A 12,280-nucleotide genomic window follows, 5' to 3' on the forward strand; every position below is an offset into this window, starting at 1 on the left:
GTGGCGGCGGTCCAGGCTGGGGCGAGGATCAGAAGCCCATGTTGCCGGCACCGCCCTCGAAGTCCTGTGCGGCTTCCACGAGAAACTGCACCTTGCGTTCGCCGCGCCATTCGTTGATGTCCAGGCGATAGGCCAGGGTGGTGCGCGAGGGCAGCGGGTCGGTGTGGTTGAACCAGATGCCGTCGATCTTGGAGCCATGGTGCAGCAGCTCCAGCTTCAGGTGCTTTTCACCGACCAGGCGCTGCGAGGTGATTTCCAGCTCTTCGCTGAAAGTCGGCGCGGCAAAGCCCTGGCCCCAGACGGCCAGCTGCATTTGTTCGATCAGGCCGGTGTCCAGCCATTGGGGCGACAGCGGGCCATCGGTCTCCAGCCTGCGCGTCAGCGTGGCGGCATCCAGCCATTCCCTGGCGACCTGGGCAAAAGCCTTTTCGAACTCGTCAAAGTGCGCTTCTGCGATGGTGCAGCCTGCCGCCATGGCGTGGCCGCCAAAACGCAGTATCAGACCGGGGTGGCGCTTGCTGACCAGATCCAGCGCATCGCGCAGGTGAAAGCCTGGAATGGAGCGGCCCGAGCCCTTGAGCTCGTGTTCCTTGCCCGGGGCGCCGCTGGCTGCAAACACAAACGTGGGCCGGTGCAGCTTGTCCTTGATGCGCGAGGCCACCACACCGACCACGCCTTCGTGAAAGTCGGGGTCGAACACGCTGATGGCAGGCGGCGGCGTCATGCCGTCCTCGCAAAGGCCTTCGGCCATGAGCAGGGCATGCTCGCGCATGCTGACTTCGATCTCGCGGCGCTCGCGGTTGATGCTGTCCAGCATGCGTGCCAGGTTGTCGGCGCGGCTGACATCTTCCGTGCTCAGGCACTCGATACCTATGGTCATGTCTGCCAGACGACCGGCGGCATTGATGCGCGGGCCCAGGGCAAAGCCGAAGTCGATGGTTGTGGCCATGTCGAAGCGGCGGCCCGATGCCTCGAACAGCGCGCGTATGCCGGGCTGCATGACGCCTTTGCGAATCTGCTTGAGACCCAGTGCCACCAGGCGGCGGTTGTTGGCATCGAGCTTGACCACGTCGGCCACCGTGCCCAGTGCTACCAGAGGCAGCAATTGCTCGAGACGGGGCTGGTTGTGGCGGTCAAAGCGGCCGCGATTGCGCAGCTCGGTGCGCAGGGCCAGCAGCACATAGAACATGACTCCCACGCCGGCCATGGATTTGCTCGCGAACTCGCAGCCGGGCTGGTTGGGGTTGACGATGGCATCGGCCAGCGGCAGGTGGTCGCCGGGCAGATGGTGGTCGGTCACCACGACCGACATGCCCAGCTCCTTGGCCACGGCCACGCCTTCGACGCTGGCAATGCCGTTGTCCACGGTGATCAGCATGTCGGCACCGGTCTCCTTGACTCGGCGCGAGATGGGGGCCGTCAGGCCATAGCCGTCGACCACGCGGTCGGGCACCAGGTAGTCGGCATGGGCCGCGCCCAGCATGCGCAGGCCGCGCAGGCCCACGGCGCAGGCCGTGGCGCCATCGCAGTCATAGTCGGCGACGATGCACAGGCGCTTTTGCGCGGTGATGGCATCGGCCAGGAGCTGCACGGCAGTATCGATGCCGCGCAGGCCCGAGGGCGGCAGCAGGCGCGCCGGGGCATCGTCCAATTCGTCGGCCGAGCAGACGCCTCGCGCTGCATAGAGCTGGGCCAGCAAGGGATGAATCTTGGCCTGCAGCAGTGCAGAGACACTGCCGTCGGGAATGGACCTGGGGATTATTTTCATAGCATCTCTCGCAGGTCAGGCAATCTTTTCGTGCCAAAAACACTCTTGATCTTGTCCCGCAGGCTGCGCGGCTGGCTTTGCCATTGCACGGCATTGCGCTCGCCGCAGAGCGTGAGCTTGACGGGCTCGCCGCGGGCAGCCCGCTGCTGCAGCTCGGCGATCAGGCCGCTGTCCAGCGCCTGCCAGGCTTTTTGCCAGCCTTGCACATTGCCCTGCAGCGCGGTGTGGCGCAGATCATCGACACAGACTGCTGCAGGGCCCGCTGCGGGCAGGCTGTTCAGGCTTCCCGTGCCATGTACCCAGAAGGAGTTGATGGGCGGTAGACCGCGTGCGGCACGCTGGTCGTTGAAGACATGGGTGTAGAGCAGCATCTGCAACTCGGTCTGCAGACGCTGGATGATGGCGCCCTGGATAGGCTCGGGCATCCAGGGGCGCACGTCGCGGCCCAGTGCCCGGTCCATCGAGGCGGTAGCCAGGTCCTTGAAGGCCGCTCCGCGTGCCAGCCAGAGGTCGGCACGCAGGTATTCCAGCGTGATGCCGTCGTCGCTGAACCAGGGTGCGATCAGCGCCAGCAACTGGCGGGATTCGTCTTCGTCCAGTGGCGCGCTGGCCGGGTCGGTCTGGTGGACCTGGTCCGGCGTGATATGCCAGTGGCAGGGAGTGATGAAGGCACAGGCCTGGCTGCTGTCTCCGGCCGCCAGCGCTGCCCAGGGAATCAGCCCGGGGGTATCGGGCAGCTGCATGCTGCGGGCCAGGGCGCGTTCATGCGGGGGGGAGAAGTCCATCTCGTCGCCCTGCACCAGCGTGGTCGGAGCCAGCGTTGCCAGCAAGGCCTGCAGGTGAGGGAGTTGCAAACCGTCCCATGCCAGGGGAATGTCGGCAGGGCCGCTGGCATAGGCAACAATGATTTCAGAGGCGCCTGTGCCCAGGGCTTGGGCGGCAGGCAGCAAAGGCGCGGTCAAAGACATGGGCGCTATTGTCGGGCATGGCCGCCGCCCGGGCATGGTGCGGGGTGCTTTGTCACCTCGCAGGCATATTTTTCAGGGTGTAAACCAGGCTGTAACTCGCATCATCGGCAATCGCGGGCATGCCGGCATTCCAGTCGTCCCAGCGCTGTCGCATGGCCTGCAGGCGCTCTGGGTGCTGGCCGGCCAGATTGGCACGCTCGCGTTCGTCCTGCGCCAGATTGAACAGGTATTCGTTGTCTTCCACGCGCAGGTATTTCCATTCGCCTTCGCGCAGCGCGCGCTGGTTGCGGTAGAGCATGCGCCAGTACAGCGGCCGGGCAAACTCCGCACCGTCGGTGCGCAGCACGGGCAGGATGGAGACGCCGTCCAGCGGGTAGTCCGGATCGGCGCTCACACCGGCTGCATCCAGCACCGTGGCGGCCCAATCCATGCTCATGCATTGTTGGGCGCTGCTGCGATGGGCCTCGATCACGGCAGGCCAGTGGGCGATCCAGGGCACGCGGATGCCGCCTTCGGTCAGATCCATCTTGCCACCCACGAGAGGCCAGCTGTCCGAGAAGCGCTCGCCGCCGTTATCGCTGGTGAAGACGATCAGCGTGTTGTCCAGTTGGCCGTTCTTGCGCAGGGCTTCGACGATCCAGCCTATGCCTTCATCCATGTGATGAATCATGCGGCGGTACTGGTGAATATTGCCGCCCGCCAGATGCGTGATGCCGGCGCCCAACTGCTCGGCAGCCTCACGGTCATCACGGGTTTCCCAGGGCCAGTGCGGCGCCGTGTAGTGCAGGCTCAGGAAGAAGGGGGCGTTGCCCTCGCTCATGCGGTTGACGAAGTCCACGCTGCGCTGGGACAGCAGGTCGGTCAGATAGCCTTCGTCGTGATGCTCCTCTTCGCCTACCCACAGATCGTGCTGGCCCGAGCTGCTCAGATGGGTGAAGTAATCCACGCCGCCCGACATGGGGCCGAAGTATTCCTCGTAGCCAGAGCGCAGCGGACCGAAGTGGGGAGGGTAGCCCAGATGCCATTTGCCTATCAGTGCCGTGCGATAGCCCGCGCCCTTGAGCAGCGAGGCAACGGTGGGGATTTCGGGCGGCAGGCCCAGCTTGGCGCCCAGCGGCGTGCCGCGCGTCTTGCTGTTGATGGGCTCCTCGGCCGCGCCGCGCAAGCGGTATTGATAGCGGGCCGTGGCCAGGGCAAAACGCGTGGGCGAGCACACGGGTGAATTGGCATAGCCCTGGGTGAGCCTGAGGCCGTTGGCCGCCAGGCGGTCGAGCACCGGGGATACCGGGCCGAACTCGGCATCGCGGCCGCCGTAGCAGCCCAGGTCGGCATAGCCGAGATCGTCGGCGACGATAAAGATGATGTTGGGGCGAGTCATGAAATGCGGGTCGTTGTCATGGGGTTGATGGCTGGCGCAAGCGCTCATTCCATCTTCATGCCGGTGGCCTGGGCCAGGACGCGATAGCGGTCGGCCAGGGCCTGAATGCGCTTGACGGCCGCATCGCCTGTCAGCCCTTCGTAGACCATGTCGTTGACACGCATGCGCTCGCGCAGCGTGCCGTCCTTCATGGCCTTCTCGAACTGGGCCTGGATTTTCTGCACCAGCGGCTCAGGTGTGCTGCTGGGTACCCAGGCAGCGAAAAGCACTTCCTGCTGCAGCTCTTTATGTCCGAGCTCGCCCACGGATGGAACTTCCGGCAGCAAGGGGTTGCGCTGGGCCGTGGTCACGGCCAGCGCCGTGATCTTTCCAGTGGTCACATGGGGCAGCATGGCGGTGGAGCTGATGACGCCGCCGTCCACCTCGCCAGAGAGCATGGCCAGCGTGGCAGGTGCATTGCCTTTGTAGGGCACATGGTTGACCTTGGCTCCGGTGGCGTAAGTCAGGATGCTGGAGGCCAGATGGCCGGGGGTTCCATAGCCGGCGGACCCCAGGGTCAGGCCCTTGTCCTTGCCGCGGGCGATGAACTGCTCCAGTGTCTTGATATTTGTCTTGGGACTGACGGCCATCAGCATGCCTTGCGAGGCGAACACCATGACAGGACGCAGGTCGCCATTTTTGAACGGCATGCTTTTGTAGATCAGCGGGTTGACCGTGAAGCTCGTGTCCAGGCCGATCAGCATGGTGTATCCGTCGGCGGCAGCCTTGGCGACGTAATCGGCTCCTATATTGCCGCCAGCGCCGGTGCGGTTTTCAACAACGAATGGCTGCTTGGTCTCACGTTGAAGCACTTCTCCGACGCCGCGCGCCAGTATGTCCACAGCCCCACCGGGAGCGAAGGCTGCTATCAGCCGAACTGGCTTGTGAGGCCAGGCGGCGACGGCTGCGCCATCGGCAGACTGGGCCTGGGAGGCGAAGGCGGAGCAGCCCAGCAGCAGAGCCAGGCTGGTTTGAAGAAGGCGGCGGGGTGCAGTCAGGCGGGCCATGGAATCACTCTCTGGTCTGAGGAAAGTGCTGGCATTTGCGAAAATCCCCGGCACTTCCCTTTGTCTCTGTATTGGGAATGCTCACTGTAGAAGTGACATCCACAATTGATCTAATCAACTCATCCCCGTGAATACCCGACAACCCACCTCCATTCAGCAGATGCTGCTGTTTCGCATCAGCCGCTTCTTCGGCGTGGCGGGCGGCATGGCCATGCGCATGTGCGAGGCCCGCTTCGGCCTGACGCGCCGCGAATGGGGCGTGATGGCGACGCTGGCGACCGAGGAGGGTTTGCTGTCCTCCGAGCTGGCACAGAAGGTGCAACTGGACAGGGCGCGCACTTCGCGGGCGCTCAGCGGCCTGGAGGAAAAAGGCTGGGTGCTGCGCAAGCCTCTGGATGGAGACCGCCGGCGCGTGGCCATGTATCTGACCGATGAGGGGCGGCGCATGTACGGTCTGATCCTGCCCGAGATGGTCAAGATTCATGCCGACATCGTGTCTGTCCTCAGCGATGAAGAGTTGGCCTTGTTTGACGATCTGCTGGCCAAGCTTCAGGCCCATGCGGTGACGCTGGAGCAGCACGAGCAATACGCGGATCTGCCGCGCATAGGGCGCAGCAGGCCGCCCCGATAGAGGGTCGGTGGGCAGTCAAATTGCATAAGGCTGGCGCCGCCGGCAGGGCATTGCCGGCAATGCCACAATGCTGGCAACATGCAATTTCCCTACGAACTGGCCGTGGGCTGGCGCTATACCCGTGCAGGGCGCGCCACACGCCGCAATGGCTTCATCTCCTTTATCTCGGGTGTCTCCATGCTTGGCATTGCGCTGGGCGTGGCGGCGCTGATCATTGTGCTGAGCGTGATGAACGGCTTCCAGAAGGAAGTGCGGGATCGCATGCTCAGCGTCGTCTCCCATGTGGAAATCTACGCCCCGCAGGGCGCGCCTCTGCCTGATGTGGAGCGCACCATGCGCGAGGCCAGAGCCAACCCCGATGTGGTGGGGGCTGCGCCTTTTGTGGCGGCTCAGGCCTTGCTGGCGCGCGGCGAGGATATGAAAGGCGCCTTGGTGCGCGGTATCGATCCGGCGCGTGAGGGCGAGGTGACCGATCTGGCGGCCACCAGCGGCGAGGTGCTCAAGCGTCTGGTGCCCGGCGAGTTCAAGGCGGTGCTTGGCATCGAGCTGGCGCGCAATCTCGGTGTGAGCGAAGGCGATGTGATCACGTTGATCGCTCCCAGCGGACAGGTCACGCCAGCCGGCGTGCTGCCGCGCATGAAGCAGATGACGGTGGCCGGCACCTTCGATTCCGGTCACTACGAATATGACTCGGCGCTGGTGATGATGCATTACGAGGATGCGCAGCGCATCTTCCGCCTGGAAGGGCCGACCGGCATTCGCCTCAAGCTCAAGGATTTGCACGAGGCCCCGCGCGTGGCGCATGAACTCGCTGACACCTTGACGGACCGTTTGTTCATCCGTGACTGGACGCAGCAGAACAAGACCTGGTTTGCTGCCGTGCAGCTCGAAAAACGCATGATGTTCATCATCCTGACCCTGATCGTGGCCGTGGCGGCTTTCAATCTGGTGTCCACCCTGGTGATGAGCGTGCAGGACAAGCGTGCCGATATTGCCATCCTGCGTACCCTGGGGGCCTCGCCCTCGTCCATCATGGGCATCTTCATGGTGCAGGGAGCCATGGTCGGCGTCATCGGTACCTTGGCCGGTCTGGCGCTGGGGCTGGCGATTGCCTTCAATATCGACGTCATCGTGCCGGCCATAGAGCAGGCGCTGCATGCCAATTTCCTGCCCAAGGACATCTACCTGATCAGCAAGATGCCCAGCGAGCCGCAGTCCACGGACATCGTGCCGATCGCTGTGATTTCCCTGATTCTTTCTTTTGTGGCCACGATTTACCCCAGCTGGCGTGCCAGCCGCGTGAACCCTGCAGAGGCACTGCGTTATGAATGATGTTGTGATGGGCCAGAGCGTGCTGGAAGCACGCGGCCTGACCAAGCGCTTTGCCGAAGGCAAGCTGGATGTGACCGTGCTGCAGGGAGTGGATCTGCAGGTTCAGGCGGGCGAGACGCTGGCCATCGTCGGCGCCTCGGGTTCGGGCAAATCCACCTTGCTGCACTTGCTGGGCGGGCTGGATGCACCCTCCACCGGCAGCGTCAGCCTCATGGGCCAGCCCTTGCACCAGCTCAGCCCGCAAAAGCAGGGTGCGCTGCGCAACCGGCATCTGGGCTTTATCTACCAGTTCCACCATCTGCTGGCCGAGTTCTCGGCCCAGGAGAATGTGGCCATGCCGCTGCGCATTCGCCGCGATGCCAAGGAGGACTGCATGGATCGCGCGGCCGAGATGCTGCGCGCCGTGGGCCTGGGCCAGCGCATGGCGCATCGCCCGGCCGAGCTGTCGGGCGGCGAGCGTCAGCGCGTGGCCATTGCACGTGCCCTGGTCACGCGTCCGGCCTGCGTGCTGGCCGACGAGCCCACGGGCAACCTGGACCGCGGCACGGCCGATACGGTGTTTGCGCTGATGCTGGAGCTGGCGCGCAGCCATGGCACGGCGTTTGTGATGGTCACTCATGACGAAGGACTGGCCGCGCGTTGCGATCGCATGGTCAGGCTGGGGCAGGGACAGCTGGCCTGATCTCCTGCCTGCCGACGGGTAAAGGCCCGGTCGCAGCCTTTGCAGCGCCGGGCCTTTTTCATGAAGTGCCTGGGGCGCTTTTCCTTTTTCAATAAGCGCCGACCGCCGCGTTCCGGATGGCGATCGTGGCCTGCTCACGGGCCGAAGCCTGCAGCGGCACGGCAGGGCGCGGCTTGACCGAGCCTGGATTGGCCGAAACATCCTGCGCCGTCAGATCGTCGGTGACCTCGCGCAGCCTGGCGGACTGGGCCAGCGAGGTCTGCACCACCTCGCCCATGATCTGCGTGACCTGGCGCGAGGAGTTCACGATCTCGGCCATGGTGGTGCCGGCCTCACGCACCTGGTTCACCCCCTGGGTGACCTGGGTGACGGAGGTCTGGATCAGCTGCTTGATCTCCTTGGCGGCTTCGGCGCTGTGCTGGGCCAGCTGGCGCACCTCATTGGCCACCACGGCAAAGCCGCGCCCCTGGTCGCCGGCGCGGGCCGCTTCCACGGCGGCGTTGAGCGCCAGCAGATTGGTCTGGAAGGCGATGGAGTCCATCATGCCGATGATGTCGCTGATCTTGCGCGAGCTGGCGCTGATGGATTCCATGGTGGTCACCACATCCTGCACGGTGCGGCCGCCGGCCTCAGCCACGCTGCAGGCGTCCTGGGCCAGCTCGTTGGCCTGGCGCGCATGGTTGGCGCTTTCGGTCAGACCTTCCACCGTGGCACGCTGGGTTTGGGCTGCGGTCACGCGGCGTGTGATGTTGGTGGCGAACTTGACGACCTTGAAGGGGCGCCCTTCGGCGTCGAGTATGGGGTTGTAGCTGGCTTCGATCCAGACCTGGCGGCCGGCCTTGCCTATGCGCAGGTACTGGCCGGCATCATGATGGCCCAGTGCCAGCTTGTGCCAGAAATGCTGATAGGCCGGGGACTGGCGCTCGTGCGGCTGGACGAACATGCTGTGGTGCCTGCCCACGACTTCGGCGAGGGAGTAGCCCATGGTCTGCAGGAACAGATCGTTGGCCGTGAGGATGTTGCCGTTCAGATCGAATTCGATGATGGCTTGCACCTTGGCAATGGCCTGGAGCTGGCCGCGGGCATCGTCTTCGTGCTGTTGCTGCTCGGTGATGTCGGTGGCGTACTTGATGACTTTGCGCGGCTGGCCCTGGCTGTCGAAGATCGGGTTGTAGCTGGCCTGCAGCCACACATCCTCGCCCTGGCTGTTGATGCGGCGGTAGCGTCCGCTGTCGTGCAGACCCGCTGCCAGGCGCTGCCAGAACTGGGCGTACTCGACAGAGCCGCGGGTTTCCTCATCGACGAACATGCGGTGATGCTGGCCGATGATCTGTTCATGGCTATAGCCCATGGTGCGCAGAAAGTTGTCATTGGCCGTCAGCACATGACCTTGCAGATCGAATTCGATCACGGCCTGCACCTGATCCAGCGCGGCCAGCTTGCCCTGCATGTCGGCGCGCTGATGACTTTGGCTCAGGCGTTGCCAGAGCGTGCTTTGCAGAAGTCCCGTCATAACATGCTCCTTTGGCCGGTCGCGCAGGGCAGGGGGTGAAGTTGCTTAATGTTTTATTTGTTTCAATATGTGAATCGTAGGACAAGACAGGAAACTGTCTGTAGTCACTTGACGTGTCATCGGCCGATGCTGGGCTGCGCAAGCAGCCCAGCCGATGCATGATGTGTGGATGCCAACCTGGATAGATACCCATTGCCACCTGGATGCGCCCGAGTTCGCACCTGACAGAGATGCCGTGCGCGCCGCTGCGCAGGCCGCAGGCGTCACGCATCTGGTCATTCCTGCCGTACAGCGCAGCCACTGGCAGGATGTGATTGCACTTGCCCATCGCCATGGCGACAGCTATGCGCTGGGCATTCATCCGCTCTACACGCCCGGCGCGCAGGAGTCCGATATCGCGGCGCTGCGCGAGTTGCTGAATCAGCAGCGCGGCGACCCGCAACTGGTGGCGGTGGGTGAAATCGGTCTCGACTTTTTTGTCCCCGGACTGGACGAACAGTGCCAGATCTGGTTCTACGAGCAGCAGATCCGGCTGGCACGCGAGTTCGAGTTGCCCGTGATCCTGCATGTGCGCAAGAGCAGCGATCGTCTGCTCAAGACCTTGCGTCAGCACAGGGTTGTGGGTGGCATTGCCCATGCGTTCAACGGCAGCGCCCAGCAGGCGCAGGCCTTCATCGATATGGGCTTCAAGCTGGGCTTTGGCGGTGCCATCACCTATGAGCGCGCGCTCAAGCTGCGTGAGCTGGCGGCCAGCCTGCCGCTGGAGGCGCTGGTTCTGGAAACCGACGCTCCCGATATTCCGCCGCACTGGCTCTACACCACGGCCGAACAGCGTGCGGCCGGTCAGCCCCAAGGGCGCAACAGCTCCGCCGAGCTGCCGCGCATTGCGGCGGAGATCGCGCGGCTGCGCGGCATGGGCATTGAGCAGCTGGCGCAGGCCTGCACGGCCAATGCACGTAAGGCGCTCAAAGGGCTGCCGGCACTGCCGTAGATGGGGCAGTAGCTATCCTTTGCAGGCAAAGAGGCTCATGCTCATCTTTTTGAATGTCAGCCCAAGATCCAGGATGATGATGGCTCGGCGACAATAGGGCATGACCGAGGATTCTTCTGCCACCGTGACAGAGACAGGCCCGCGCTGGCAGGGGCTGGCTGCGGTGGCCGATGGCCGCACGCGGGCCCTGGTGCTGGGCAGCTTTCCGGGCATGAAGTCGCTGCAGCAGGCCCAGTACTACGCCCATCCGCAAAACCAGTTCTGGCCGCTGCTGCAGGCCTTGTGGCCCCAACATCTGCAGCCGCCACGTAGTGATTATGCGGGCCGCTGCGAATGGCTGCTGGCACGCGGGCTGGGTCTGTGGGATGTGTATGCGAGCTGCGAGCGCGAAGGCAGTCTGGACAGCGCCATTCGCGCGGCACAGGTCAACGACTTTGCCGGACTGCGTCAGCGCTGCCCTGATCTGCAACTGGCGTTGCACAACGGCGGCGAGAGCTACAAGCATGCCCGTCAGACCGAGGCACTGGGGCTGATCGCCCTCAAGCTGCCATCCACCAGCCCGGCCAATGCCGGCTGGTCGTTCGATAGAAAACTGCAGGCCTGGCGCCATGCGCTGGCGGCCCATGGCCTGCTTTGAAGATTGGTGTGAAACGTGATCCGTAAAACCCGTGGCGGTGCTAAATCCGCGCAAGACAAGAATCCGGCCAGCGTGCAGGAGCTGCCCGAAGTCAGCGTCTCCGACGACGGCGATATCCGCTATCTGCATCTGGGCACGCCCTGGGTGCAGGGCTCCATGCGTATTCGCGATCCTTTTGATATCGATCTGGAGTATGTGCAGCGCATGATGGGCTGGCTGCTGTTTGCCGAGCCTGCTGAAGTGCCCCGGATGCACGCCATGCAACTGGGTCTGGGAGCGGCCGCCATCACCAAGTTCTGTCACAAGAAACTGCGCATGAAGACCACGGCGGTCGAGCTGAACCCTCAGGTCCTGGCCGTGTGCCGCAGCTGGTTCAAGCTGCCGCCCGACAGCAGCACGCTGCAGGTGGTGCTGGCCGATGCAGCCCAGGAAATCAAAAAGCCCGAATGGCAGGGCACTGTCGATGCGCTGGCCGTCGATCTGTACGATCACGAAGCGGCGGCTCCCGTGCTCGACAGCGCCGAGTTCTATGCCGATTGCCGCAATCTGCTGACCGAGGACGGCATCATGACCGTCAACCTCTTTGGCCGCTCCTCAAGCTTTGACAAAAGCCTGGATCAGATGGCCCAGGCTTTTGGCGAGGACGCTCTCTGGGCCTTCCGCCCCACACGCGAAGGCAATACCGTGGTGCTGGCACAGCGCACGCCGCGTGTGCTGCAGGGCGCGGAGCTGGATCTGGCCTGCGATCAGGTGCAGGCCCGTTGGGAATTGAACACCACCCGCTGGGCCAAGGTGTTTGTGCCGGCACGCGATGCAGAAGCAGGCAGCAAGACGGGCAAAGCCAAAGTCAGCCGCATCGGCCGGGGCGCTACCGTGTAATTGCAAAGCCTGAGTAAATTGATGGTGCAGGCCTTGAGGGCTGCGGTTTTGTGCCGATGATATGGACATGACGATCAGTGCCATCTCATCCAGTTCTGCCGGCTCAGCCTCTTCGGGGGCCGGCGCGGCATCGCGTATCCAGCAGCTGCAAAAGCAGATCAAGGATGCCACCAACGAACTCAAGGAAGTTGCCAACAGCGACGCTGATGCCAAAACCAAGGAGCAGCAAGCGCAACTGCTGCAGGCCAAGATCCAGATGTTGCAGGCCCAGATAGAGGCCTTGCAGAACCAGCAGGCACAGCAAGCCCAGCAGGCTGGCCAGCGTGGGACCGAGGCAGTCCAGCAAAAGCGGGATGAGCAGGCGCAGAGCAGAAGTCGCGGCAATCCGGGCCAGGGCAGCTTGGGCGGGCTGCTGGACGAATACGCCTGAGCTGCATCAGAGATGAATGCCATCG

At 63.8% G+C, this 12,280-nt stretch carries 12 protein-coding genes; 7 read left to right on the forward strand and 5 right to left on the reverse strand.

Going from position 1 to position 12,280, the window contains the following annotated elements; genetic code table 11:
- Positions 1-28 precede the first annotated feature (28 nt).
- Genes recJ through FSY45_RS09070 form a run of 4 tightly spaced genes read right to left on the reverse strand, consistent with a single transcriptional unit; the run spans position 29 to position 5,160 of the window.
- On the reverse strand, positions 29-1,768 hold the full coding sequence (recJ, locus tag FSY45_RS09055; RefSeq protein ID WP_046462566.1) for a single-stranded-DNA-specific exonuclease RecJ: 1,740 nt from the start codon (positions 1,766-1,768) through the stop codon (positions 29-31).
- Positions 1,765-2,736: a hypothetical protein gene (locus tag FSY45_RS09060; protein ID WP_003066103.1), complete on the reverse strand. Its 972-nt coding sequence runs from the start codon at positions 2,734-2,736 to the stop codon at positions 1,765-1,767. The genes recJ and FSY45_RS09060 overlap by 4 nt, the downstream gene beginning before the upstream one ends.
- A gap of 52 nt (positions 2,737-2,788) precedes the next feature.
- Positions 2,789-4,162 (reverse strand): sulfatase, encoded by a 1,374-nt coding sequence (locus FSY45_RS09065; RefSeq protein WP_003066104.1) that lies wholly within the window; start codon positions 4,160-4,162, stop codon positions 2,789-2,791.
- Entirely contained in the window at positions 4,159-5,160 is a 1,002-nt protein-coding gene (locus FSY45_RS09070) for a tripartite tricarboxylate transporter substrate binding protein (protein WP_003066105.1), read from the reverse strand. The genes FSY45_RS09065 and FSY45_RS09070 overlap by 4 nt, the downstream gene beginning before the upstream one ends.
- A 160-nt stretch (positions 5,161-5,320) precedes the next feature.
- Here FSY45_RS09070 and FSY45_RS09075 point away from each other — a divergent pair, with 160 nt between their 5' ends.
- The 3 genes from FSY45_RS09075 to lolD all read left to right on the forward strand — a co-directional run bounded on the left by FSY45_RS09075 (position 5,321) and on the right by lolD (position 7,805).
- Entirely contained in the window at positions 5,321-5,791 is a 471-nt protein-coding gene (locus tag FSY45_RS09075; protein ID WP_046462567.1) for a MarR family winged helix-turn-helix transcriptional regulator, read from the forward strand.
- A gap of 78 nt (positions 5,792-5,869) precedes the next feature.
- On the forward strand, positions 5,870-7,123 hold the full coding sequence (locus FSY45_RS09080) for a lipoprotein-releasing ABC transporter permease subunit (RefSeq protein ID WP_046462568.1): 1,254 nt from the start codon (positions 5,870-5,872) through the stop codon (positions 7,121-7,123).
- The gene (gene lolD, locus FSY45_RS09085; protein ID WP_046462569.1) at positions 7,116-7,805 is read left to right on the forward strand and encodes a lipoprotein-releasing ABC transporter ATP-binding protein LolD; all 690 of its coding nucleotides are present in this window, start codon (positions 7,116-7,118) and stop codon (positions 7,803-7,805) included. The genes FSY45_RS09080 and lolD overlap by 8 nt, the downstream gene beginning before the upstream one ends.
- 88 nt (positions 7,806-7,893) lie before the next feature.
- Here lolD and FSY45_RS09090 read toward each other — a convergent pair whose 3' ends face one another.
- Complete coding sequence (locus tag FSY45_RS09090; RefSeq protein WP_046462570.1) at positions 7,894-9,318, reverse strand: methyl-accepting chemotaxis protein; 1,425 nt, start codon at positions 9,316-9,318, stop codon at positions 7,894-7,896.
- A gap of 169 nt (positions 9,319-9,487) precedes the next feature.
- On the opposite strand from FSY45_RS09090, the gene FSY45_RS09095 reads away from it, so the two are divergent.
- The 4 genes from FSY45_RS09095 (at position 9,488) to FSY45_RS09110 (ending at position 12,255) form a co-directional block, all read left to right on the forward strand.
- A complete protein-coding gene (locus FSY45_RS09095) occupies positions 9,488-10,309 on the forward strand; it encodes a TatD family hydrolase (RefSeq protein WP_034362191.1) in 822 nt (273 codons plus the stop codon).
- A 100-nt stretch (positions 10,310-10,409) separates the two neighbouring features.
- Positions 10,410-10,946 carry a DNA-deoxyinosine glycosylase gene (locus tag FSY45_RS09100; RefSeq protein WP_003066118.1) on the forward strand — a complete coding sequence of 179 codons (537 nt, stop codon included), beginning with the start codon at positions 10,410-10,412 and terminating at the stop codon, positions 10,944-10,946.
- Between the two features lie 15 nt (positions 10,947-10,961).
- On the forward strand, positions 10,962-11,825 hold the full coding sequence (locus FSY45_RS09105) for a spermidine synthase (protein WP_046462571.1): 864 nt from the start codon (positions 10,962-10,964) through the stop codon (positions 11,823-11,825).
- Between the two features lie 67 nt (positions 11,826-11,892).
- Positions 11,893-12,255, forward strand: coding sequence for a FlxA-like family protein (locus FSY45_RS09110; RefSeq protein WP_046462582.1), 363 nt, complete (start codon positions 11,893-11,895; stop codon positions 12,253-12,255).
- Positions 12,256-12,280 lie beyond the last annotated feature (25 nt).

This window comes from Comamonas sp. Z1, from assembly GCF_008121555.1.
GTDB lineage: Bacteria > Pseudomonadota > Gammaproteobacteria > Burkholderiales > Burkholderiaceae_C > Comamonas > Comamonas thiooxydans.

What these genes read in the sequence shown, in the direction of transcription:
- recJ (WP_046462566.1), bottom strand. Translation starts at nt 1,768, where the DNA reads ATGAAAATAATCCCCAGGTCCATTCCCGACGGCAGTGTCTCTGCACTG.
- FSY45_RS09060 (WP_003066103.1), bottom strand. Translation starts at nt 2,736, where the DNA reads ATGTCTTTGACCGCGCCTTTGCTGCCTGCCGCCCAAGCCCTGGGCACA.
- FSY45_RS09065 (WP_003066104.1), bottom strand. Translation starts at nt 4,162, where the DNA reads ATGAGCGCTTGCGCCAGCCATCAACCCCATGACAACGACCCGCATTTC.
- FSY45_RS09070 (WP_003066105.1), bottom strand. Translation starts at nt 5,160, where the DNA reads ATGGCCCGCCTGACTGCACCCCGCCGCCTTCTTCAAACCAGCCTGGCT.
- FSY45_RS09075 (WP_046462567.1), top strand. Translation starts at nt 5,321, where the DNA reads ATGCTGCTGTTTCGCATCAGCCGCTTCTTCGGCGTGGCGGGCGGCATG.
- FSY45_RS09080 (WP_046462568.1), top strand. Translation starts at nt 5,870, where the DNA reads ATGCAATTTCCCTACGAACTGGCCGTGGGCTGGCGCTATACCCGTGCA.
- lolD (WP_046462569.1), top strand. Translation starts at nt 7,116, where the DNA reads ATGAATGATGTTGTGATGGGCCAGAGCGTGCTGGAAGCACGCGGCCTG.
- FSY45_RS09090 (WP_046462570.1), bottom strand. Translation starts at nt 9,318, where the DNA reads ATGACGGGACTTCTGCAAAGCACGCTCTGGCAACGCCTGAGCCAAAGT.
- FSY45_RS09095 (WP_034362191.1), top strand. Translation starts at nt 9,488, where the DNA reads ATGCCAACCTGGATAGATACCCATTGCCACCTGGATGCGCCCGAGTTC.
- FSY45_RS09100 (WP_003066118.1), top strand. Translation starts at nt 10,410, where the DNA reads ATGACCGAGGATTCTTCTGCCACCGTGACAGAGACAGGCCCGCGCTGG.
- FSY45_RS09110 (WP_046462582.1), top strand. Translation starts at nt 11,893, where the DNA reads ATGACGATCAGTGCCATCTCATCCAGTTCTGCCGGCTCAGCCTCTTCG.